The organism is Chryseobacterium formosense, assembly GCF_900116415.1.
GTDB classification, from domain to species: domain Bacteria; phylum Bacteroidota; class Bacteroidia; order Flavobacteriales; family Weeksellaceae; genus Chryseobacterium; species Chryseobacterium formosense.
The window spans coordinates 530449-554354 of record NZ_FPAP01000003.1 but is presented as its reverse complement, the minus strand read 5'-3'; the positions used below and the strand labels follow the sequence as shown (position 1 = coordinate 554354).

At 33.2% G+C, this 23906-nt stretch carries 22 protein-coding genes and 1 pseudogene; 13 read left to right on the top strand and 10 right to left on the bottom strand.

Annotated features, from left to right (window positions below):
* Nucleotides 1–32: 32 nt before the first annotated feature.
* On the bottom strand, nucleotides 33–629 hold the full coding sequence (locus BM371_RS13960; protein ID WP_034678676.1) for a hypothetical protein: 597 nt from the start codon (nucleotides 627–629) through the stop codon (nucleotides 33–35).
* A gap of 354 nt (nucleotides 630–983) precedes the next feature.
* A pseudogene (gene lptB / locus BM371_RS13955) lies at nucleotides 984–1709 on the bottom strand (LPS export ABC transporter ATP-binding protein); the annotation flags it as partial.
* 164 nt (nucleotides 1710–1873) lie between these two features.
* Between lptB and priA the strand changes: the two are divergent.
* The 6 genes from priA (at nucleotide 1874) to BM371_RS13925 (ending at nucleotide 10932) form a co-directional block, all read left to right on the top strand.
* Nucleotides 1874–4321 (top strand): replication restart helicase PriA, encoded by a 2448-nt coding sequence (priA, locus tag BM371_RS13950; protein ID WP_034678675.1) that lies wholly within the window; start codon nucleotides 1874–1876, stop codon nucleotides 4319–4321.
* Nucleotides 4322–4480: 159 nt separating this feature from the next.
* Nucleotides 4481–5950: a D-alanyl-D-alanine carboxypeptidase/D-alanyl-D-alanine endopeptidase gene (gene dacB / locus BM371_RS13945; protein ID WP_034678674.1), complete on the top strand. Its 1470-nt coding sequence runs from the start codon at nucleotides 4481–4483 to the stop codon at nucleotides 5948–5950.
* 78 nt (nucleotides 5951–6028) lie between these two features.
* Nucleotides 6029–7954 (top strand): M1 family aminopeptidase, encoded by a 1926-nt coding sequence (locus tag BM371_RS13940; RefSeq protein ID WP_034678672.1) that lies wholly within the window; start codon nucleotides 6029–6031, stop codon nucleotides 7952–7954.
* 247 nt (nucleotides 7955–8201) lie between these two features.
* Nucleotides 8202–9116, top strand: coding sequence for a T9SS type A sorting domain-containing protein (locus BM371_RS13935; RefSeq protein ID WP_081874584.1), 915 nt, complete (start codon nucleotides 8202–8204; stop codon nucleotides 9114–9116).
* 113 nt (nucleotides 9117–9229) lie between these two features.
* Nucleotides 9230–10426 carry a glycine C-acetyltransferase gene (gene kbl, locus BM371_RS13930; protein ID WP_034678669.1) on the top strand — a complete coding sequence of 399 codons (1197 nt, stop codon included), beginning with the start codon at nucleotides 9230–9232 and terminating at the stop codon, nucleotides 10424–10426.
* Nucleotides 10427–10554: 128 nt separating this feature from the next.
* Nucleotides 10555–10932 carry a hypothetical protein gene (locus BM371_RS13925; RefSeq protein WP_034678867.1) on the top strand — a complete coding sequence of 126 codons (378 nt, stop codon included), beginning with the start codon at nucleotides 10555–10557 and terminating at the stop codon, nucleotides 10930–10932.
* 3 nt (nucleotides 10933–10935) lie between these two features.
* Here the strand turns inward: BM371_RS13925 and BM371_RS13920 are convergent, their stop codons facing one another.
* Nucleotides 10936–11712: an MFS transporter gene (locus BM371_RS13920; RefSeq protein WP_034678667.1), complete on the bottom strand. Its 777-nt coding sequence runs from the start codon at nucleotides 11710–11712 to the stop codon at nucleotides 10936–10938.
* A 134-nt stretch (nucleotides 11713–11846) separates the two neighbouring features.
* Here BM371_RS13920 and BM371_RS13915 point away from each other — a divergent pair, with 134 nt between their 5' ends.
* The 3 genes from BM371_RS13915 to gldG all read left to right on the top strand — a co-directional run bounded on the left by BM371_RS13915 (nucleotide 11847) and on the right by gldG (nucleotide 14929).
* A complete protein-coding gene (locus BM371_RS13915; protein ID WP_034678664.1) occupies nucleotides 11847–12398 on the top strand; it encodes a CopD family protein in 552 nt (183 codons plus the stop codon).
* Between the two features lie 130 nt (nucleotides 12399–12528).
* Entirely contained in the window at nucleotides 12529–13257 is a 729-nt protein-coding gene (locus BM371_RS13910; protein ID WP_034678662.1) for an ABC transporter permease, read from the top strand.
* A 4-nt stretch (nucleotides 13258–13261) separates the two neighbouring features.
* Entirely contained in the window at nucleotides 13262–14929 is a 1668-nt protein-coding gene (gldG, locus tag BM371_RS13905) for a gliding motility-associated ABC transporter substrate-binding protein GldG (protein WP_034678659.1), read from the top strand.
* Between the two features lie 50 nt (nucleotides 14930–14979).
* Here gldG and BM371_RS13900 read toward each other — a convergent pair whose 3' ends face one another.
* Nucleotides 14980–16020 carry a tetratricopeptide repeat protein gene (locus BM371_RS13900; protein ID WP_034678657.1) on the bottom strand — a complete coding sequence of 347 codons (1041 nt, stop codon included), beginning with the start codon at nucleotides 16018–16020 and terminating at the stop codon, nucleotides 14980–14982.
* Nucleotides 16021–16308: 288 nt separating this feature from the next.
* Between BM371_RS13900 and BM371_RS13895 the strand changes: the two genes are divergently transcribed.
* Nucleotides 16309–16983 carry a YceI family protein gene (locus BM371_RS13895; RefSeq protein ID WP_034678656.1) on the top strand — a complete coding sequence of 225 codons (675 nt, stop codon included), beginning with the start codon at nucleotides 16309–16311 and terminating at the stop codon, nucleotides 16981–16983.
* A 157-nt stretch (nucleotides 16984–17140) separates the two neighbouring features.
* Here BM371_RS13895 and BM371_RS13890 read toward each other — a convergent pair whose 3' ends face one another.
* From BM371_RS13890 to BM371_RS13865, 6 genes are all read right to left on the bottom strand, one after another.
* Entirely contained in the window at nucleotides 17141–17776 is a 636-nt protein-coding gene (locus tag BM371_RS13890) for an ABC transporter ATP-binding protein (protein ID WP_034678654.1), read from the bottom strand.
* Complete coding sequence (locus BM371_RS13885) at nucleotides 17763–18674, bottom strand: hypothetical protein (RefSeq protein WP_034678652.1); 912 nt, start codon at nucleotides 18672–18674, stop codon at nucleotides 17763–17765. Before BM371_RS13885 ends, BM371_RS13890 begins: the two co-directional genes overlap by 14 nt.
* Before the next feature lie 158 nt (nucleotides 18675–18832).
* On the bottom strand, nucleotides 18833–19651 hold the full coding sequence (locus BM371_RS13880) for a DUF2314 domain-containing protein (RefSeq protein ID WP_034678650.1): 819 nt from the start codon (nucleotides 19649–19651) through the stop codon (nucleotides 18833–18835).
* 155 nt (nucleotides 19652–19806) lie between these two features.
* Entirely contained in the window at nucleotides 19807–20730 is a 924-nt protein-coding gene (locus BM371_RS13875) for a tetratricopeptide repeat protein (RefSeq protein ID WP_034678648.1), read from the bottom strand.
* Nucleotides 20731–20763: 33 nt separating this feature from the next.
* On the bottom strand, nucleotides 20764–21075 hold the full coding sequence (locus BM371_RS13870) for a hypothetical protein (RefSeq protein ID WP_034678646.1): 312 nt from the start codon (nucleotides 21073–21075) through the stop codon (nucleotides 20764–20766).
* 134 nt (nucleotides 21076–21209) lie between these two features.
* Entirely contained in the window at nucleotides 21210–21638 is a 429-nt protein-coding gene (locus BM371_RS13865; protein ID WP_034678643.1) for a DUF4268 domain-containing protein, read from the bottom strand.
* Nucleotides 21639–21782: 144 nt separating this feature from the next.
* Here BM371_RS13865 and BM371_RS13860 point away from each other — a divergent pair, with 144 nt between their 5' ends.
* The 3 genes from BM371_RS13860 to cysD all read left to right on the top strand — a co-directional run bounded on the left by BM371_RS13860 (nucleotide 21783) and on the right by cysD (nucleotide 23904).
* Nucleotides 21783–22190 carry an RrF2 family transcriptional regulator gene (locus tag BM371_RS13860; protein WP_034678866.1) on the top strand — a complete coding sequence of 136 codons (408 nt, stop codon included), beginning with the start codon at nucleotides 21783–21785 and terminating at the stop codon, nucleotides 22188–22190.
* An 87-nt stretch (nucleotides 22191–22277) separates the two neighbouring features.
* A complete protein-coding gene (locus BM371_RS13855) occupies nucleotides 22278–22970 on the top strand; it encodes a phosphoadenylyl-sulfate reductase (RefSeq protein ID WP_034678640.1) in 693 nt (230 codons plus the stop codon).
* A gap of 25 nt (nucleotides 22971–22995) precedes the next feature.
* Nucleotides 22996–23904 (top strand): sulfate adenylyltransferase subunit CysD, encoded by a 909-nt coding sequence (cysD, locus tag BM371_RS13850; RefSeq protein ID WP_034678639.1) that lies wholly within the window; start codon nucleotides 22996–22998, stop codon nucleotides 23902–23904.
* Nucleotides 23905–23906: the final 2 nt, after the last annotated feature.

Sequence of the window (23906 nt, the reverse complement as noted above, 5' to 3'; positions counted from 1 at the left end):
AGGTACGTTTTATTATTTTTTAGTACAAGAGGTTATTTGCTTTTAAATTCATCTTTTAAGTTCCCATTATCATTTATATATTTAAATTGATGATTTTGACTAATAACTTTTCCGCCCATCTGTTTAAAATTCCAAAACATCCCAATCCAATCTTCTTCATCAACTTCTTTTAAAGTATCCCATCTGATGATTCCAAAATTATTATTTCTCTCCTTATCGAGAATCACTCCGTATTCGTTATCTAAAAAGACTTTAAATCCTGAAATGAAGTCATCATCAATTTTCCAGTTGGTTGTAATGTTTAGAATTTTATGACCGAGTTCTTTACCGGTCAATCCTGTAAACTGATTCCATTCTTTGTTAGTTTGAAACCAATTCCAAATATTTGTAAAATCAGCTATATTATCTCCTTCCAATTCATAAATTTCTTCTACAAAAAGTTTTTTGAAATTTATAAAATCAGTATGTGAATTTTCTGAGCAAACTTCTTCAAGTAGTTCTTCGGCTTGATGTAATAGATTGAATAATTCTTTAAGCTGATATTTTTCAAAATATTCAATTTTCGATAGCCGATCTGTTTTATAATAAGCATTTGACTTATTATCTTTGAATAAATTCTTAAAAAACATCTTTAGTAAAATTAAAATCTATCCCTCAAAAACATACGTCGTCAGGTAATGCAATTCAGGATTGCTGGCCTTTTTAGACTCTGCCTTTGCCTGTTCCAATGAATAATTTGAATTGATTTCTTTTTTCTGGAAAACAAAAGAATTATTGGCATTTTTATCAACAACATCATTGAAAATATGCTGAATTTCTGAATTTCCTAATGAAGCAAAACTAATATCTTCAAATCCGTACATCAATCTCAAATCATCAAACTGACTAAGATTTTCATCAACAAAACTCTGAAGCTGTGATTTAGAATCAAAATTTCCAGCCCAGATATTGTAAGCATAGCTTTTCTTGCTTGGTTTGTCGAAAATACTCTGATAAACGAAGTTTTCACCCAAATATGCTTCTCTTACCTGCGGATCATTTGCCAAATCTTCGGGAAGACCTTCTTTCAGAATCTTTCCTTCAAACATGATGTATGTTTTGTTGGTAATTGCCAAAGTCTGCTGTACGTTGTGATCGGTAATCAGAATTCCGATATTTTTATCGGTCAAACTTCTTACGATTTTTTGAATATCTTCCACGGCAATCGGGTCAACTCCTGCAAATGGTTCATCCAGAAGAATGAAGCTCGGATCTGTTGCCAAACATCTTGCAATCTCTGTTCTACGTCTTTCCCCTCCGGAAAGAAGATCTCCTCTGTTTTTACGAACGTGTTGAAGAGAAAATTCTTCAATCAGCTCGTCACATTTGATCTGCTGCTCTCTTTTTGAAAGTTTAGTCAATTGTAAAACCCCAAGAATGTTATCTTCAACTGAAAGTTTCCTGAAAACCGAAGCTTCCTGAGCAAGATAACCGATACCTTTTTGGGCACGGCGATACATTGCATCATTGGTAATCTCTTGTTTGTCGAGGAAAATTCTTCCTGAAGTAGGCTTCACCAAACCTACGATCATATAAAATGAAGTGGTTTTTCCGGCACCATTCGGGCCAAGCAAACCTACAATTTCTCCCTGCTGAACCTGTACAGAAACGCCTTTTACAACTTTTTTGGGACCGTATTCTTTGATTAAGTTTTCTCCTCGTAAAATCATAGTCGCAAAGATAAAGTTTTTTTGAATTCTGAATGTAGTTTCAATATTGTTAATTGTTGCTGCAAAAACTAAACCTAACAGGTTTTTAAAGCCTGTTGGGTTTCAACCAAGGAAAACTTTTGTTTTTAAAAAGAAAAATCTAATTTTACACTTTAATTATTCCCTTGCAATACGCTCAAATTATTTTACCGCTCAACCTGAAAGGAACTTTCACCTATAAAGTTCCTGAAGAATTATTTTCTGTAATTCAACCCGGAATGAGAGTTTTAGTGCAGTTCGGCGGGAAGAAAATCTACACCGGAATTGTTTTTGAGTTTCATGATGAAGAACCGACTCAGTTTGTTCCCAAGGAAGTCATTAGTATTTTGGATGAACAGCCGATTTTGCCACCACAACAGATTAAATTCTGGAAATGGCTTTCAGATTATTATCTGTGCAATCTTGGCGAAATTTACAGGTTTGCTTTTCCTTCATCATTAAAACTGGAAAGTGAAACGTATCTTAAATTAAAACCTAATGTGACCGTTGAGTTTGAAAATTTGGATGTCAACGAAATGTACCTGATTCAGGCATTGGAAGTTCGACAGCTGATTAATTTAACGGATATTGAAGCGTTTATCCCGAAAAAAGATATTATTAAAACCATCAATTCACTTATTGATTTACAATACATTGAAATTGACGAGAAAATCGCTGAAAAATACAAAGCAAAAGAAGTTGCTTATGTGAAAATCAACGATGAGGTTTTAAAAAATAACAATCTTACCGAGATTCTTTTAAGCTTAAAAAGAGCCCAGAAACAGAAAGATCTTTTCCTTCATATTTTGGAAAAACAGACCGAAAACCCTGATTTGCCTATTAAAAAATCAGAATTATTTGAAGACGGTTATTTTGCGAGTTCACATTTTAAATCTTTAGCAGATAAAGATCTTGTTGAAGAATATTATATGCAGAAAGACCGAATCGAAAGTTATGAAGGTGAAATTGAAGAAGTTGAAGAGCTTACTGAAGTTCAAAAATCTGCAAAAATTGAAGTAGATGAAGCCTTTGAAGAAGGTCGAAATGTTTTGCTTCACGGCGTAACTTCTTCGGGAAAGACTCATATTTATTTAGAGAAAATCGAAGAATGTATTGCTGAAGGAAAGAATGTTCTGTTTTTGCTTCCTGAAATTTCTTTAACGAAACAAATTACCCAAAGATTAGAGAAAAAATACGGAAGACAACTTGGTTTTTATCATCAGAAACTCACCGATTTTGAAAAGGTTGAAATCTGGAGAAGAATTAAAAATAACGACATCAGAATCCTTATTGCGACAAGAAACTCTTTGTTTTTACCCTATCAGAATTTAGGATTAATTGTTGTGGATGAAGAACACGATTCTGGTTATAAACCAAGAGAAGTTTCTCCGTTTTTTAATGCAAAAGATTCTGCTTTAGTTTTGGCGAATTTTTATGGAGCGAATGTGATTTTAGGTTCTGCAACGCCTTCTGTGGAAAGCTATTATTTAGCACGAAAAGAGAAGATGAAATATATTTTTCTGAATGAAAGATTCGGAAATGTAAAGCTTCCTGAATTTGAGTTGATAAATTTTAAAGAAGCACAGGATTCGAAAAAAGTTTCCGGAAATTTTTCTTTGAAATTAATTGATGAGATCAAAAAAACTTTAGAAGAAAAAAATCAGACGATGATTCTTCACAACCGTCGTGGCTACGCTAGTGTTTTGGAATGTGAATCTTGCGGTTATGTAAATTACTGCTCAAATTGTGATGTTGTAATGACGTATCACAAGGCCGCAAACGAAATGAAATGCCATTATTGCGGACAAAGAGCCTCAAAACCAAAAGCCTGTCCGAAATGTTATTCTGAAAATTTAAATGAGAGAGGAGTAGGGGTAGAACAGATTCACGAAGAAATTTCCAAGATTTTTCCAGACAGTGAAGTTGATAGAATGGATGTCGATTCGATGCGGAAAAAGTTTGCCTACGAAAAATTATACGAGAAAATTGAAGAAGGAGAAACCGATATTGTTGTCGGAACGCAGATGATTTCAAAAGGTCTGGATTTTGATCATATCGAACTGGTTGCCATTCCAAAAGCGGATTCTATGCTTTATGTGCAGGATTTCAGAGCAGAAGAAAGAGCATATCAACTGATTACTCAGGTTTCCGGAAGAGCAGGAAGAGTCTCGGGGCAGGGAAGAATTTTAATTCAGACCTTCAATCCGGATCATTCTGTTTTTCAGTTGATTAAAATGAATAATATTTCTAAGATTTATAAATATTTTCTTACAGAACGCCAGAAATTTCTTTATCCGCCTTTCACAAAATTAATTATGATTGAGCTGAAACACAGAAAAGACGAAAAAGTGAATCGTGCTTCTCAGTTTTTAGGTTCGATTTTAAGAAAATATCTTCCTGAAGATTGTATTTTAGGTCCTGAAAGAGCGCAGATTGCAAGATTGAATAACCTCTACCAGTTTCAGATTTTGCTTAAACTTCCACGCGGAAAAAATTATGAGAAGTTTAAAAGTTTAGTTTTACTAAGTTTGAAAGAATTTGACGAAATCACTGCCTATCAAAGTATTAAAAAAGATGTTTTTGTGGATTTTTAACAAACTTTAACAAACTTTATGGTGTTTTATAATAGTCTACTGAACTGCCATACAACAATAATTTCTACATTTGGACGTTGATTATATGTTTGGATTTTAACTAATGATTTAACCAATCGTTTTTTAACCCATCCAAAATATGACAAAAAGAAAAATTAGATGGTAAATTTCAGAAAATATATTTCAGGTATTACGGTCTTGACTGCTGGTTTTCTACTTGCTCAATCGACCGTTTCTACAGTTCTTTACTCTCAGAATTATGACAATCAGAAAAGTAGCTTAAACCTTCCTTCGCCTGCTGCGTATGTGGAGAAAGCTATTTTGTCGCCCAAAGAGCTTGTAGATATCAGTGTAAATACAATGATAGCTGATCCCGTGCTGAAAAATGCAACTTGGGGATTTGTAGTATATGACCCAAAAACAAAGAAAGTAATTTCTTCGTACAACGAAAATACTCCGCTTGTTCCTGCTTCTACAACGAAATTGTTGACCACCGAAACGGCTATGAGTATGTTGGGTGAAAACTACCGTTGGATGACGCAGTTGGAATATTCTGGAGAAATTGATGAGAATGGAGTTCTAAACGGTAATCTTTACATCGTAGGAAGTGGTGACCCGAGTTTGGGAACCAATAAAGCAGGAGCTTGGTCTTACAAAGATATTGTTTCGGATTTTGCAGGCGGTATTGCACGTGAAGGCATCAAAAAGGTAAATGGTGATATTATTATTCAGACAGCGCTTTTCAAAGGTAACATTTCGAGACTTCCGGAAAATGTTGTGTGGTTAGAAAGCAATAATTACTACTTACCAGTTGGTACAACCCGTGAAATTAACCCGGCAAATGAGAAGCTGATCGTAAAAAAATCTATGAATTCTGCTTCAGACAAAAAATTCTTTTATGTTTCTCCTTATGCCAATCAAATGGTGTATGCTGAAAAATATGACGGAGACGGAACTTTAACCACAAAATTACCGGATGCTCCGGCTTTTTTAGCAAATTCATTTAAAGCAAGCTTAATAAAAAGTGGAGTAGCAGTTACAGGAAAAGTAACACCTAAAACGACTGATGCTTCCCCGGAAGTGAGAAAAATGATTTCTGCCTATAAATCTCCGACTTTAGGTGATATTATTTATTACACAAATCAAAGAAGTGATAATTCGTTAGCGGAAGCTTTATTAAAAACTGTGGGTTATTTCAAAATGGGTGACCAGACTTCAGAATCAGGTAGAATCGTTGTTAATAATCACCTTAAAGATATTGAATTTGACCTTGAAGGTTTAAATTATATGGATGGAAGCGGCTTGTCAAGAAGCAATCATGTAACGCCAATTTCTCAGGTGAAATTTTTAACTTCTCTGATGAATGAGAAATATTACAAAACCTATTTTAATTCTTTGCCAATTGGCGGACAATCGGGAACGTTGAAAAGTATGTTTGTAACAGAAGGAAACGGGCAGGTTTTTGCAAAAACAGGAACTTTAAATAAAGTAAAAACTTTGGCAGGATATTTAAAAACCAATTCAGGAAGAACACTTTGTTTTTCATTAATGGTTAATAATTATGCAGGCTCAGTTGGTCAGGTGAAAAGTAAAATGGAACAAATACTGAAACCGGCTTTGGATTTATAAATAAAATTAATTTCATATAAAACCTTTTAATCTCTGATTGAAAGGTTTTTTTTATCTTTATTGCCTAATTATCTGACTATGAGAAAATTTTACCTTCTATGTTTAAGTATTTTTGCTGTTCATGCATTATCAGCTCAAAACTCACATGAAAACATTGAAAAGAAGGGTTTAATTAAAAAAGAAATGAAATCTTACGCAGCAAAAATGACTGCAGGAAATATTAATCCGAATACTTTAAATTACGATTTACAGTATCAGCGAATGGATGTTTCCATTGATCCTGCGGTTTATAATATCTCGGGTTCTGTGACTTCTCATTTCAAGCCGAACCAGGTAATGAGCAATATTTATTTTGATTTAAATAATAACATGAATGTTTCTCAGGTGAGTTATCATGGTCAGAACCTTACTTTTCAGCAGCTTTCTACGAAAGAATTGAAAATTAATTTTACAACTGCCTTAGCTGCAAATGTTCTCGATTCACTTACCATTCAGTATAATGGTGCTCCTTCAACTGCAAATAATGCTTTTTTTAATGGTACACAAGGAGGTACTGCTGTCTTATCTACTTTAAATGAGCCTTACGGAGCGCAAGACTGGTTTCCGACAAAGCAAAGTTTAAATGACAAGATTGAAAAATTTGATATTAAAATAACCACTCCAAGTCAATACAGTGTTGCGGCAAACGGAAAATTAATGTCTGAAACCAATTTAGGAAACGGGCAAAAAAGAACATTCTGGAGAACACAATATCCTGTAACTGCTTATCTCGTAGCAATTTCAGTTACCAATTTTGTTAAACTGAATGATACGATGGGAACGCCGCCTTTTCCATTCGTCAATTATATTTTCCCTTCTACTAATGCTGATGCAGGAAGTATGGCAAATATTAACTGGACGAAAACCGTTATGGATACTTTCGAAAATTATTTTGGACCTTATCCCTTCAGAAATGAAAAATACGGTCACATGGAATTTCAGGCCGGAGGTGGAATGGAGCACCAAACCATGTCTTCGATGGGATCATGGAGTAAGCAATTAATCGCTCATGAATTGGCGCATCAATGGTTTGGCGATAAAGTTACTTGCGGTGCATGGAATGATATTTGGCTGAATGAGGGTTTTGCAACATTTGGTGAGCATGTAGCTTATGAAAAACTCATCATGAGCAATGCCGATTTTCTAAACTATCTTTTAGGTGAAAAAAATTATATCACAAGTGTAGCAGGAGGAGGTAGTGTTTATGTTCCTGACAGCAGTTTAGGTAATATTGGTTCTATTTTTAATGGCAGATTAACCTATTCTAAAGGAGGATACGTTGTAAGAATGATGAAATGGATCTTAGGTGATACCGTATTTTATCAGGCACTGAAAGATTATCATGCAAGACCGAATTTAGCATATGGTTATGCAAAAACTTCAGATTTAAATGCTTCTTTTTTAGCTTCAACAGGAAAAGATTTCACCGAATTCTTTAATGACTGGATTTACGGACAAGGTCATCCAAGCTATGATATTCGTTGGAAACAAGTGGGAAATCAGGTAACGTTCAAGGCTTCACAAACACAAAGTCATTCTTCTGTTGGCTTTTTCGAGATGCCATTGCCTATCAAGGTAACCGGAACAGGAGGTCAGACTGCTTTTTTTGCTTTAAATAATACTTCAAACAATCAATACTTTACAGAAACAGTGAGTTTTCCGATTTCAAGCGTTCAGTTCAATTATGAATACCAGATTTTGGAGAGAAATTCGACGGTTACGCAGGATAATACTTTGAGCACAGTTGATTTTATTACTGAAAAATTTAGCATTTATCCAAATCCCGCAAAAAATGAGTTATTTGTTTCAGGATTGAAAAAAGAAACGGAGTACCAGATTTTTACAGCTGATGGAAGATTGGTGAAAAAAGGAAAAACAGATAAGAAGATTGATATTTCTCTTTTAGAAAAAGGAGTTTATCTTATTACAGTTGCCAATTCGAATTTTAAATTTGTAAAAGAATAGAGAAAATTATTCTTTTTATTATTCATATTAAAGCTTTCATTTTTTGAAAGCTTTTGTTTTCTCTATTTTGTGAAATTAATTTCGTGAAAATATTTATCAGACGTTAATGATGAAGGTGTTATATGTTTTAAAGTTTGAATATTAAATAAATATAATAAGAAATTATTAAATTATTGAAAATAAGGTATTAATTTTGCAGCCTTGTGAAATTATAACTTGTTGATTCATTAATTGTTAAATATTTTCTATGATGAAAACTTTATTTACTTTAATGGCATTTATGTCGTTTGGAGCGTTTTATTTTAAAGCGCAGGTGCAAAAAATATCTTTTGAAAGTTCAGAAGGATATGCTGTTGGAAATTTAGCCGGCCAACAAGGTTGGGTTGCTTGGGGTGGACTTCCTGTTGGAAATGCACAGGTTGTAAGTACACTTCCGACAGATGGAACAAGGTCTTTTAGCATGATTAGTAATGGATTGATACTGGAGCCATGTGGAGTTGAGAAAAATATAACCAGTTTTGTGACCAGTAGCGATGTAGAAATTTCGTTTGATTATAATTTTGGCGGACTTAATTCGTCATCTTATGAAATTGCTATATACAATAATGCATTAGTCTCAGATTACACGGCTTCTTTTCAAATAGATTATCAAACCGGAATGCTGAAGTACAGAACCGCAACAGGACTGGCAAACGGACCTGTATTAACGGCTAATACATGGAATAATTTAAAAATAATTATTAAGCAGTCGGATAATACGCTTCAGTACTTTTCAAATGGAAATCAAATTTATTCCGGAGCTTTAGGAACCAATAAAAATGTACAGGCAATCGACTTTGTGTACGACGATTTTGGAACGGGCTTCAGAGTTGATAATATTCAGATCAATAATCTTCCGGTATTGTCTACTAATGAAGTTTCAAAAAAAGAATTGATTAAAATTTATCCTAATCCCACAACTGAAAGATTAAATATACAAACCGAGGAAAAAATCAATTCAATTACAGTTTTTGATGCTAAAGGAAGTTTGATTAAAAATATTCAGGAAAATGGAATTTCGAACGGAAGAGCTATTAATGTTTCGGAATTTGCTGCTGGAGTTTATCTAATTAAAGTGAAAACCAAAACATCAGAATTTACCAAAAAGTTTATCAAGAAATAAAATGGTACATTATAATAAACCTTTCGGAATTACGGCAGATTTATTTTAATACGAGAATCTTTGCCCGGTTTAAAGCGTTTTTATTAAATTAGCGCAACTTAAATTTAATTATAATGATCTCCGGAAAATATCTTGAAAATCTACAGAACGAACTGAAAAATATCGAAAACGATGGGCTTTACAAAAGAGAAAGAATTATCACGTCTCAGCAAAGCGCAGAAATTGAAGCCAACGGAAAAAAGCTGTTAAACTTCTGTGCCAACAACTATTTGGGACTTTCCAATCATCCTGAAGTAATGAAAGCTTCGCAGGATATGATCGAATCTCATGGTTACGGAATGTCTTCTGTACGTTTTATCTGCGGAACTCAGGATATTCACAAGCAGTTGGAGGAAAAAATTGCTGAATTTTTAGGTCTTGAAGATACTATTCTTTATGCAGCATGTTTTGATGCGAACGGAGGAGTTTTTGAACCTTTATTTACAGAAGAAGATGCAATTATTTCTGATGAACTGAATCATGCATCGATTATCGACGGAGTTCGTCTTTGCAAAGCAGCAAGATACCGTTATAAAAACAACAATATGGCAGATCTTGAAGCCCAGTTGATTGCTGCTTCAGAAAAAAATCATAGATTTAAAATCATCGTTACAGACGGCGTTTTCTCAATGGACGGAATCGTTGTAGATTTAAAAGGAGTTTGTGATTTGGCAGATAAATATGATGCTTTGGTAATGGTTGATGATTCTCATGCAACTGGTTTCATTGGAAAAACTGGTCGTGGAACTCACGAAGCCAATGAAGTGATGGGCAGAGTAGATATTATTACCTCTACATTAGGAAAAGCTTTGGGTGGTGCTTTAGGCGGATTTACTTCCGGTAAAAAAGAGATTATCGATATGTTGAGACAGCGTTCAAGACCCTATTTGTTTTCAAATTCTTTGGCTCCGGGAATTGTAGGTGCAGCTTTGAAAGTTTTAGAAATGATTTCTGACGATACTTCACTTCGTGATACCGTAATGGAAAATGCGGAATATTTCAGAACAGAAATGAAGGCGAAAGGTTTCGACATTCCTGACGGAGATGCTGCCATTGTTCCAGTAATGTTATACGATGCAAAATTAGCTCAAAAAATGGCTGAGAAATTGATGGATGAAGGAATTTATGTAATTGGTTTCTTCTATCCGGTTGTACCAAAAGAGAAAGCGAGAATCAGAGTGCAGCTTTCTGCAGCGCATACAAGAGAACATTTGGATAAAGCCATTGCTGCTTTTGAAAAAGTTGGAAAAGATTTGGGAGTAATTTCATAAAATAAACACTTCTACATTTGTAGAATAAGACAGAATTTCTATCTTTACAGAAATTCTGTTTTTTTATGCTTAAAAATTTCTTATTAATAATAATTTCGGCGACAGTTTTTATTTCTTGTAAAACCAAGATGAATCAATATATCAAGATTTCGGAAAAGTCTCAAAAACGCCACGGGAAATGGAAAGAAGAATATCCGGTAGAAAAAGATACTTTAGTCACTTTCGGAAAATATAAAAAAGGAGAAAGAGTAGGAGTCTGGAAAACATTTTTAGGAAACAGGCTTTATCAAAAAGAAAAAATAGGGAAGAAGCAAACCAAAATGTTCGTTTATCACAAGAATGGCAATATCATGGAGCGTGGACAAAGCAAACTCGATATTTCAGAAAACGAACGTCACTGGTATTATTTCGGCGACTGGAAATTTTACGATGAAAACGGCAAACTTAAATATATTAAAAAATATACCGACGGTAAGAAAGTTGACAGTCTTTCTTTTCATCAATAATTTTTAATCAGTAAATAATGTCTCATGCTTTTGTATATAAAAGCCAGAATAGCTAGTGCCTCCTCTGTTTGGAGGTATAACTAATAAACGTTTGTCAAAATTTGGTTTATTTTTCAAACTATCATATAATTTTTTATAATCAGGAGTTTTTTCTTTGATTCTTATTCCATAGATTAAATATGTGTCATTAAAATAAATCAATTCTGCATTAGGTAATTTGTTTCTAACTTTTGAAGTGTTCACGTTAATATTTACAATATCATTAGGCTTCTTTTCTGAAAAGAAGATATAAGCTATACATAGAATAAAAAAGGATATTGAAATTATTCTCCCATCATACTTTGATTCGTAATCAATTTGAACTTCATTTTTAGAATTAATATATATTGCTGTAAAAAGCATACCCATAATAATTATAATAAATAGGTTAACAATCACAAATCCTAGATTTGAAATTTTAGATAAAGTTAATGGGATAAATAAAAGTGCTTGTAAAAGAGAGAAAAATATAATATGTCTTAATCTACCATAATAATTAAAGAGGCTTAAGTAAAAAAATATTCCTAAAAGAAAAATACAAAATTTAATTATTAAAGCAATGCCATCAATTAGAACTTGAGAAACTGAAAAGTATTGAGTTAAGTTGGATGAGTAATAAAATAAAACCGCAAATTGTTTTGCTCCTCCTAGAATAGTTATTATTAAAAGAAAAAAAGAAGAATAATCCTTGATTAAAGAAACTATCTTATTATCATTTAGCTTTTGTAAAATTTTATTCATATACTCTTCTCTTGTTCTAATTTTAAATCAATACTTAAAAATAAATATAATTTTCATAAGTATTAAAAGTATATATTCTATTTTTTTGTACATATCTTTATCATTAATACTATCTTTGCACACAAATTTTTACGATGCTTTATACCATCATCAAGGCGTTGCACATTATTTTTATGGTCAGTTATTTTGCGGGAGTTTTTTATCTCGTCAGAATTTTTGTGTACTATAAAGATACTGATGCTTTCTCAGAAGAAAAAAAGCTGATTCTCAGAGAGCAATACACTTTCATGGCGAGAAGATTATGGAATATCATTACCGTTCCTGCAGGAATTATCATGGCTGTTTGTGGCATTATCATGATATTTCTGAATACAGGTTTAATGAAAACGCCGTGGTTTCATTTAAAACTTACCTTTCTTGTAGGGTTGGCAATTTATCATTACTGGTGCTGGAAAAAAGTGAAACAATTAGTCCAGTTTAAAGGAAATACTTTAGAAACAGCCAATTTAAAATTGAGACAGGCAAACGAAATTGCCACATTTATTTTATTTTTGGTCGTGTTTACGGTTATCTTAAAATCTCAGGTCATAGAATATTGGTGGCAATTAATTACCGGATTTTTCGTTCTTGTGTTTTTAATCATGATGACAGTGAAGCTGGTGAATAAAAGTAAAAGAGACAAGTAAAAAGTAAAAAAGAGCCAGATGGAAAGAGTCATTGAGAAAAGAGAATGTAAAATGTAGTGACAGGATGAATCTCAAATATCAAACTTCGAATCTCAAATCTGATTATTAATCTTAAATTTCAAATCAACATATGATTGCAATATTAAAAAAAGAACTTTGGAGTTATTTCGGGAACTGGAGCGCATGGATCATCATTGCGGCATTCAGTCTGATAACGACTCTGTTTCTGTTTTTTTTCGAGAATGATTCTAATATTTTCGACATTGGATTAGCTTCCTTACAGAGCTACTTCGTTTTAGTACCTTGGTTGCTGATGTTTATTATTCCGGCTTTGTCGATGAAAACTTTTGCGGAAGAACAACAAACAGGAACTTTAAACTGGTTATTTTCTCAGCCTCTGAAAGTTTCAGAATTGGTTTCAGGGAAATTTCTTTCGGTTTGGGTTGTCGGAATATTGTGTCTGATCCCTTCGATCATTTATTTTTATACAGTGTATGTTTTGGGAGTTCCGGAAGGTAATATCGATATGGGAATGACTTTTGGGAGTTATTTTGGCTTAATTATTCTGATTGCAGCATTTTCCGGAGTGGGAATTTTAGCTTCTTCACTTTCTCAGAACCAGATTATGGCTTATCTTTTGGGAGTTCTCATGTGTTTCATTATGTATTTTGGGATTGAGCAGTTGGCAAGTTATAAATTGTTGGGCGGAGCAGATTTTATTTTGCAGAATGTAGGTTTTTACCAGCATTTCTTAGGCTTTACAAGAGGTCTTATCGATTTTAAAGATGTTGCCTATTTTGTTTTCATCATCGGTCTTACGCTAACGTTGTCTAATCATTTTATCAATAAAAAGAAGTAAAAACATGAAGAAGATCAACCTAAAATCTCCATCTGCTATTTTATTGATAGGAACTTTTGTCATTGCATTGGTTCTTGCATTTTCGGGCATCAGATTAGATTTAACCAAAGAAAAAAGATATACTCTTTCAGAAAGTACCATCAAAGTTTTAAAATCAGTAAAAAAGCCTTTAACCGTTGATGTTTACCTTGAAGGAGATTTTCCGGCAAGCTTTAAACAGCTTCAGAGTGAGACTAAATTTATGCTCGAAGAATTCAGAAAGATCAATCCGAAGATTGATTTTAAATTCATAGATCCCATGAAAACCAAAATGTCTCAGGATACTTTGATGGCAATGGGAATGCAGCCTTCAGTGCTTCCGGATTTCAAAGATGGTAAAATGACGCAGATCTATTTGTTTCCTTATGCAGTGGTAAAATACAACCAAAGAGGAATTTCTATTCCGTTGGTGGTGCAGCAGGCGAATATCAATGCAGATGATCAGCTAAGAAAGTCGATAGAAAATTTAGAATATAATTTAGTTTCAAATATAAAATCAGTTGCGACAGATAAAAGAAAAAAAGTCGGAATTCTGGTTAATCAGGACGAATTAAGCCCTACAGAATTTGAAAGCTTTATGAGATTGGCAACCGAGAGCTATGACGCAGGTCCGATTGTTCCTAAAAACAATGTCGAAATTATTCAGGCAGACATTCCGTTACTGAAACAAATGAGTGCCCTGGTGATTGCAAAACCTAGAAAAGCTTTTACAGACGGCGAGAAAGTAATTTTGGATCAGTATATCATGAACGGTGGTAAAACACTTTGGATGATCGATGCTGTAAATGCCGAAATGGATACGCTGACAAGAGCTAAAAAAGTGATGCCTTTCCCAGTCGATATCAACATGACTGATTTCTTTTTCAATTATGGTTTAAGAATCAATCCGGCTTTGGTAAAAGATGTGAAAAAATATGCGCTTTTAAAATTAGTAACCGGTGAAGTGGGTGGAAATGCTCAATATTCAAGTCTGCCATGGCCGTATTTTCCTTTAGGAATTGCAGAACACGACCATCCGATTACAAAAAATATCAATCCTGTAAAATTAGAATTTCCAACTTCTATTGATACTTTAGGCGGAAAGAAATTTAAAACCCATGTTTTATTTGAATCGAGTGAAAGAACTTTATTAAAGCAGGTTCCGAATTATGTTGAACTCAAAGAAATTGCAAGCGTCGACAGTCTCGGACAAATGGAAAAACCAAGCACTCCAAAGATTTTTGCAGTGGCTTTGGAAGGGAAATTTAATTCGGCATATGCTTCAAGAATTGAAAGAAAATCGTATCCAGGCTTTAAAGCAACTAGTCCTGAAAATAAAATGATTGTGATTGCAGACGGAGATGTGGGTAGAAATAAAGTCATCAAAGGTCAGGCTTTACCTTTAGGAGTTGATATGCTGACTGACGAACAGTTTGGTAACGAACAGTTCCTGAGAAATGCTTTAGATTATCTTCTCGATGACAGCAATCTGATGGAACTGCGAAACAGAAACATCGAAGAACGTCTTCTCGACAGAAAAAGAATTAATGATGAGAGAACAAACTGGCAATACCTGAATTTACTGTTGCCTTTAACAATCATCGGACTTTTAGGAGGATTGTTCTTCTGGTTGAGAAAAAAGAAATTTGGATAGAATGTATAAGAAAGAGAAACTGTGAGGTTTCTCTTTTTTTGTTTAAAATATTATTTCCAAACATAATTTTTGCTCCAATCATAAAAACGCTGAATTTCTTTTGCGTTATCCTGATGATATTTTTTTACATCTTCAGTCTGGGAAGGTAGAAAAGCAATATAGGTAAAAGGCTCTGTTAATTTTTGCTCTTTCATTTTAATAAAATAAGGTGCTAAAAATTCCCAATAGAAACCTTTATTGTCATTTTGCCCTTCTTTCAAAACGGCAAAAATACTTTCAAACTTATCAATAGCTTTCTCGCACTGTGTTTTGTTTCTGTTTTTCTCGTCAAAATCCAATGCAGCAGTCATTGATAAAACCATATCAACTGTCGAAAAATTATCCATTCCTTTCTTATTCTTACCCGCATCTTCAACTGTTTTTGGGTCAATAGTTAAAGTGATGTTTTTTTCATCAGTTTGGGAAACACCTAATTTCATTAGATCAATTACAGAATTTAAATTTCCTTGTGCCCGTGAAGTTTTATTATCAACAGAAAGATATCTTAAAGAAGCTAAAATAGATATGATTCTTTTGTCGCGGTTTAGTGCTGCTAAAGCATTGAGAGAACCAGCGTGATTAGGATTCAACGTCACTGATTTTTGAAACAATTCTAAAGATTTTTCGATTTGTTTTTCTTTCACGAGAGTAATTCCTTTATTGAAATAAAGCTGATAATATTCCGGGTATTTCTTTATTCCTTCATCATAAATTTTTATTGCGTCTTTTGGTTTCTGCGCTTGATCTAAACTGTTGCCATAAGTAAGATAAATGGTTTTTATATCTTCTTTTGGGTGTGTTGCGATTGCTAATTTGCAAATATCGATAGCTTCGTCGTATCTTTTTGAAGCTTCAAGGGTCATTGCTTTTTCTGAAAGTGCAAGCAGATTATTTTTATCAAGTTTTAGGGCTTCGTCATATTTGTCAAGAGCTTCACTAAATTTACCTTCATCGTGAAGAGTAACGCCGTCAGTAACTTTTCTTTCAGCGGCATCTCTGTCTTGAGAAAAACTTAAAATCGGAATAATGGTAAACAGCAAAAATTTTCGCATTGTTTTTAGTTTTAGTAATTCTTCAAATATAGAAAAATCTTTAAGTAAAATCACCTGTGAAAGAAAAGTTATACCTTCTGAATTGTCGTCAATTATTCATATTTCTTTAATTTAATAATGATTTAAACACAGTTTTTCAAATCTTTTTTATAATTTTAGTTTTCTTACCCTATGTTAATGATTCGGATCATGTTTTTTTCGGAGGTTTGCAAAGTCGAAACAATAAAATAATTGTTTTGTGGTTTTAACAGTAACAACAAATAATATTAATATTAAATACTTTAAAAAATGAAGAAAATTGGCGTAATCGCTTTGGCAAGTTTAGGTTTACTTCTTGCATCGTGTGGTGATAAAAAAGAAGCTGCAACTGCAGGTCAGGAACAAACTGTAGCTGAAAAGCAAGGTAATGTATTCACTGTTGATACTACAGCTTCTAAAGTAAACTGGAAAGCTTTCCACAAAGGAGGTTTTGCTCCACGTTGGGGAACGCTTAACGTAAGTACAGGAGAATTATCTGTTAATGACAATCAATTGGCATCCGGAGAATTTGTAATCGACATGAAATCTCTAAAAGTAGACCCAGCTTCTGTAACTGAAAAAGACAAGAAATACACAGATCTTGAAGGTCACCTAAAAAATGCTGATTTCTTTGATGTTGAAAAACATCCAACGGCTGATTTCAAAATCACTAAAGTGGAAGATCTTGCAACTCCTGGAGCAGATGCTGTAGCTGGAGCAAACAAAACAGTAAGTGGAAACCTTACTCTTCTTGGTAAAACAATGAACGTAACTTTCCCTGCAAAAGTAGATATCGTTGAAAAATCTGCAACTGTAAAAGCTCAATTCACAGTAAATCGTGCTGATTGGGGAATTAAATTCGGAACCGACGAAACTGATCCTGCAGAGTGGATGATCAGCAAAGACATCGAAATTGCTATCGATGTAAAAGCTGACCAAAAATAATCTGATCAGTAATAAAAATAGGAAGACATCTGTAGAAATGCAGATGTCTTTTTCATTTGTAAAATGACAGATTTTACTTTCTCCGGAGAAGTAAAATCTTTGTAGAATGATTGTGTATTTTGGATGGCGCGCTCCGTAGGAGCGCTACCTTTGTAGTTTAAAATTTAAAATGTTTCAGCTCTTCAAACCTATCTTTCTCAAAAATATTGCTGATCTTTCCGTTTTCTAAAGTGACGATTCTGTCGCAGGTGTGAAAAAGCGTTTCAATAATATGAGAACTGATAATAACGGTTTTATTGTTTTGTTTTAATTCTAAAATAATATCATACAATAAATGAACACCTTCAAAATCAACTCCATTAAAAGGTTCGTCTAAAATATTGATCGGTTTATCAAGCATCAACATTCCGATCAAAGCCAGTTTTTTCTTCATTCCGCTCGAATAATATTGCACGTATTTATCTAGCGGAAGCTGGAATTTTTCAGCCAATTCAATAGTTTTTGCAAGCTTTTCTTTTGAAAAATAAGACAGATATTCTCTTCCGGTAATGTATGGATAGAAATAGTTCTCAGTTTCAAGGTAAGAGATATTTTCACGAAGAATTTTTTTGTTTTGCCACAAAATTTCTCCATTGTATTTCTGACTTTGATACAATGATTCAAAAAAAGTAGTTTTTCCGGCTCCGTTTTTACCTAAAATGCCTAAAATTTTTCCTTCTTCAATTTTTAAATTTAAATCCTGAAGTACATTTTTATCTTTAAAACTGACCGAAAGATTTCTAATTTCCAACATATTGATTAATGTTTTGCTGAGCTTCTTTCATATGTAAACGAATCATAATAAATGCAGGGATAATCAACATGCTGTACGTGAAAAATTCAATAAATACGATGATGCTGAAGTAACTTGACTTTTCGTGATGATGATACAATTTATATTTTCTCGTAATAATCAGCAAGAAATAAAGATTCATAAAGAAAATATAATAAAGCAGATACAGACTTTCGTTAAAATTTATGATTATAAAAACGATGTAAGTCGGTAAAAGGAGTGAGTTGAAGAATATCAGATTTTTATAGATTTTATCTTTAAAAGACATCTTTTTGAAATACACTTCAAGCATTTCTTTGTTCTCGTTATGTTCGTAAACATGAGATAAATAATCAAGCAGGAAAATTCCGCATAAAATAAGACTTGCAGGATAATAAGCAGATGCAATTATAATAAGGTAAGTCAAAATAAACATCCATGTATTTTTTCTGAGATAGCTTTTCCATTCAAATAAATCATTAGAAATAAAATTCCATTGCAGAGTAGGGAAAGGTTTGGGTTTTGGCTGTAAAAAACACAATAAAACTACTGATCCAAACATCATTAAACCAAATTTTTCAATCTTGTAATTGATGTTTGCCATTAGAAAAATAGTATAAATAATGGCAGATTCGAGGAAAATGATTAGTCTCCAGTTATGTATAAATATTTTCTTCAGAAACGGAATGTCTTTTCTGTTAATATGAAAAACTAACACCAACGAAAAATAAAGTAGAGGATAAAGATATATTTCGGGTAATTCAATGATCATCAATACTCCAAAAATCAGAAATACAGGCAGGCTGACTTTCGGATTAAAATTAAAAATCCTGAAACTCTGATTAAATCTGAATTGAAAATGTCTGTAAATTTTATGCAAGTAAATATTCTTTATTTAAAAACTAATGAGTCAATTGGCTAAATCTTTTATTGATCATTATTTCAAGCATCCAAAGATATAAAAAGCTTATTTAAATATCACCAATTAAGGAAAAATTATGAAACAAAAAAGAGAAACCCGAAAGCTTCTCTTTTAAATTAATTTTCCAAAACCGGGATCAGATGTTCCCAATTAAGTTGCTTTGCATAATCCAAAGCTGTTTTTCCCTTATTGGTTTTTAAATTTTTATCAGCTCCTGACTGAAGAAGAATTTCTACCGAGCTTAGATTTCCTGCAATGGTTTCTGTGTGAAGAAGCGTGAATCCGTTTTCATCAGCATTTGTTAGTTCTGTTGGATAATCACTTAGAAATTTCACAAAACTTTCCTGCATATTTTTGCTCATCGGATGTTCAATGAGGTTTTCGGGATACTCTTTTTGTTCGTTGACAATTTCGATGTCATTAAAATCTCCAAAATCCAGTTGCCAAGCTTCGTCATGCTCTCTTCTTTCGGTTTCAGACATATCGGCACGCATTTTTTGGATGGTAAATCCGCCATAAGCTTTTGGAATAGGTTCTGATGAAGATGAAAATAATTTAGAAAGTCCTTTGGTTTTCTTTTGAGCTGGCGTAATTGCAAAAAGCCAGTCGCTGATTTCATTCAGAGGAATTTCAAAATAATCTCCCGGTTGTATTGTGATAAGGTTATTGGGTTCATTAATTAGAAAACCGCTCACGGTGTCGCCATCAAAACTAATGTCATTCAGCCACATATGCTCTACGATTTTTTCACCGGAATCGGGATGATTTTCAGAAAACTGAGCTTTTACACAAGCCAGATTCAATGCGGGAATAACTCTTCGGTATTCCCAAGACAATTCTCTCCAGAAATATTTAAAGGTTTCCTGTGCTTTTTTGTATGCTGCAATCATTTTGGGGTCTGCTCCGTCTGAGAAAATAAACGAGTTGTTTTCCATTGTATTGTAAAGATTTGTGATTTAGTTTAAAATAAACATCAAAAGATATTCTGCCCAAAAGCTTGATGAATAGATAGATTTTAATGTTTTGGATTACTAAAATACGGAAATAAATTAAACAGGAGTTTAATTTTATTTATTTTAAATTTTTTTAACTATAAATTTTCTAAGTCTGTCAGAAGATTTTCGGGATTGTACTGATAATCTTTGGGAAGCTCTGAACCATAAACCAAATGATCAAAATATAACGGGGGCAAACCTACGGATTTTCTTCTTTTATCCAGGTTTTTGATATCTATGAAATCGGTGTTGCGATTTATATTTCCAAGACTTTGTAAAGTATAAAGTGAACCAGACTTTGTTTGGTTTCTAAAATCATTCATCGATTTATCAAACTCTTCAAAGTCAACAAAAAAATCTTTATTAACGTTGTCTTTCTTAATTTCACTTTCCAAATAAGGTTTGAAAAAATCCCAAACAAATTTTTGATTTTCTGTAAATCCTCTATGGTGCCAAAGTAAAAGCCATGCTCTTGGTTCCCAACCATACTTTATTGTAAGCTCTTTAAGTCTCACAATATTTACAGAGTCTACCTTATCAGATAATTTTAGAAAAGTATTTTCTTCTTCTCTGATGAGTTGATCTAAAGCAATCATGTTTTGAATTTCCATGTAGGCTGCAGGATTTTTAAGCTCTCTGTAATACTGGTTTTCCAAATCGTCATATTGAGACAGAACTTCTTTCATTTCTTTTGAATCCTTATAAGGCTGAAGGCTTTTAAATTCTCTTAAAAAATCGAAAGGAGCTAATTGTTTGGTAATACTTTGTGTAAGTAATTCTTTAGCTGTTTTATTGTCATTTAATTTAAATGCTATTGATGCAGCTTCTAAATATGAATCACTTATCAGTACTTTAGGATTGATTTTAATTGCTTCCAAATAATGCTTCAAAGCTTTTTTATCCTCTTTTTGATGGGCATAATATTCAGCTAAGTAGATTTGTTTTTGTGATTTGAAAACGTTTTGAGCTGAAAATAAGGGAAATACCAATAGAAATAGCAGTAAAATAATTTTTTTCATAAGTGTGTTTTTGTTAGACTAAAGTTTTATTATCTATATTTCTCTTTTATTTCCACATTTAGGACAAAAAGTAGCAGTTTCAGTTCTGTAAGGTTTCCCACAGTTTTCACAATCCGGACCATACATATCTATAAAATGGTGCATAATTGCATTAGGGTTTGTTTCTTCATAACCTGTTAAATCTTTATAATAATCAAGCAATTTTCTGAAATTTTCAGGTGAATGCTTTCTTTGTCTTTTACTTTCCTTAAATCCTTCAGCCAATAACTTTGAAGCAATTTTTCCTTCCTCAGAATCTAGCATAGGAACATCTGTTCTGCATCTCCAGCAATATCTGATTTTCATGGTTTATTTAGAGTATTTTTTTAATTTTATTTTTCCTGATAAAAAAACAATTTTGCTTTCCTGTAAATGTAAAAAGGAAACTTGAAAAAAATCAGTTCAAATAATATTTCTGCTAAAATTTCTAAAATCATGATTTAAACATCCTTTATAAAATCCTCAAATTCATAATAAAACCTTTCAAAGCCATCCATCTTTTCAACAAAGAATTCAAAGGTTTGCTGCCATGTGTTTTTATTGAAAACAGAAACTCCTTCTTTTTCAACCCAGATTCTGCTGATGACTTTTCCGTTTTCCAAAGTGTAAAACTCTTCTTTATGAAAATCACCGATATAATCTTTCAGCATATCTTCGAGCGACCAGATTTTATTGTAATAAGCATCTCTGAAAACTTCATCTTTCATTTCAATATCCAAAGAAACTTCTGCCTTTTTCTTGTCAGCGTAAAACTTAAACGAAAGATTCTTAATTTTAGTATCATACAAAATCCATTTTCTCGGAAACGATTTTCCGAAGGCCGTCCAAAATTCTTTCTTTAATTGCTGTGCTTCCTGTTTACTGAACATGGAACAAATTTAAGTAAAAAGAGCCAAGTGAAAAGTAAAAAGAGCCAGGTAAAATTCCCTACGATAGATTGCAGAAGAATTATCCTTGAATCTTTTTACTTTTGCCTTGGTTCTTTAAAAAAACTTTTTCCTATTTTTGCTGAAATGCTGTCAAAAAAATCTCAATATGCTTTTAAGGCGCTTTCGTATCTCGTAGAAAAGAGAAATGAAGGCCCGATTCTTATTTCGGAAATCGCAGAACATAAGAAAATTCCGTTGAAATTTCTTGAAAATATTCTTCTCGAGCTGAAAAAAGCTGACATCCTCGACAGTAAAAAAGGAAAAGGAGGCGGTTATTTTTTTAAAGAAAATCCTCAAAATGTAAATCTTGCAAAGATTATACGTCTCGTGAATGGTCCGATTGCCATGCTTCCTTGCGTAAGTCTTAATTTTTACGAAAAATGTGCAGATTGCAATGAAGCACATTGCAGCTTACACGATGTTTTGATAGAGGTAAGAGATGCTTCACTCAAGATTCTGGAAGAGAAAACATTGCTGGATTTGATTGATTAAATAAATCATAAATTTCAAATTCACAAGTCTACTTATTTGGTAGGATAATATTTTTGTTCGATATTTGTTGGTATCAAACAAAAAATTATGTTTTCAAAAGAAGATATAAATACCTTACAGCAGCTTAGTTTAGAAGGCGGATTACAGTTTATTTCGTCTAAAATTTTAGAAGGAGTTGTTTTCTCAACTTCACTTGGTCAGGAAGATCAGGTTATTACCGATGCTATTTTTAAAAATGATTTACCGATAAAAGTTTTCACCTTAGACACAGGTCGACTTTTTTATGAGCATTACGATTTACTTTCAAAAAACAATTCACGTTACAAAAAGAAAACTGAAGTTTATTTTCCTGAATCTGCCGATGTTGAAAAATATGTTGTAGAAAAAGGAATTAACGCTTTCTATCATTCCGTAGAAAATAGGAAGGAATGTTGTTTCATTCGAAAAGTGAAGCCTTTAAAACGTGCTTTAGAAAGTGCTAAAGTCTGGATTACCGGACTTCGTGCCGAACAATCGGAAAACCGTGAAAATATGCCGATTCTGGAGTGGGATGAGCAAAGAAATCTATACAAATACAACCCATTAATCAACTGGACTTATCAGGACGTTCTCAATTATCTGGAACAAAATAAAGTTCAGGAACTAGCTTTACACAAAAAGGGCTTCATAAGTGTAGGTTGCCAACCTTGTACTCGAGCTATTGAAGAAGGCGAAAATCCCAGAGCAGGACGTTGGTGGTGGGAAACTTCACAAAAAGAATGCGGTCTGCATTCACATTAATTCACATTTAATCTTTCAAATAATAATGAGTGACTATAAACTAAATTATCTCGAACAACTGGAAGCCGAAAGCATTTACATTATGCGCGAAATTGCGGCTCAGTTTGAAAAACCTGCCTTGCTTTTCAGTGGCGGAAAAGATTCAATTACCTTGGTTCATTTGGCGAAAAAAGCTTTTGCTCCGATGAAAATTCCTTTTCCATTTGTACATATCGATACAGGACACAATTTTCCGGAAGCATTGCAGTTCAGAGATTATTTTACCGAAAGTCTTGGCGCCGAATTAATTGTGCGAAAAGTAGAAGATACGATTAAAGCTAAAAAATTAACCGAACCCAAAGGCAAATTTGCTTCAAGAAACTGGCTTCAAACACATACTTTATTAGACACCATTGAAGAATTTCAGTTTGATGCATGTATTGGAGGAGCAAGAAGAGACGAAGAAAAAGCCAGAGCTAAAGAACGTTTTTTCTCAGTTCGTGATGAGTTCGGACAATGGGATCCAAAACTTCAGCGTCCCGAATTGTGGAATATTTACAACGGAAGAATCAATAAAGGAGAAAACGTAAGAGTTTTTCCGATTTCAAACTGGACAGAATTGGATGTCTGGAATTATATTAAAAAAGAAAACATACAACTCCCGTCAATTTACTTTGCCCACAACCGTGATGTGATTGAATATGACGGACAATTGATTGCCGTTTCAGATTTTATCCAGATTGATGAAAGCGATACGATTGTGAATAAAAAAGTTCGTTACAGAACAGTAGGAGACATGACCTGTACTGCAGCTGTTGAAAGTTCAGCCGAAACTTTGGATGAGGTAGTCAACGAAATTACTGCTTCAAAAATTTCCGAACGTGGCGAAACCCGAATCGATGATAAAGTGACAGAAGCTGCGATGGAAGATAGAAAAAAAGGAGGTTATTTTTAAGC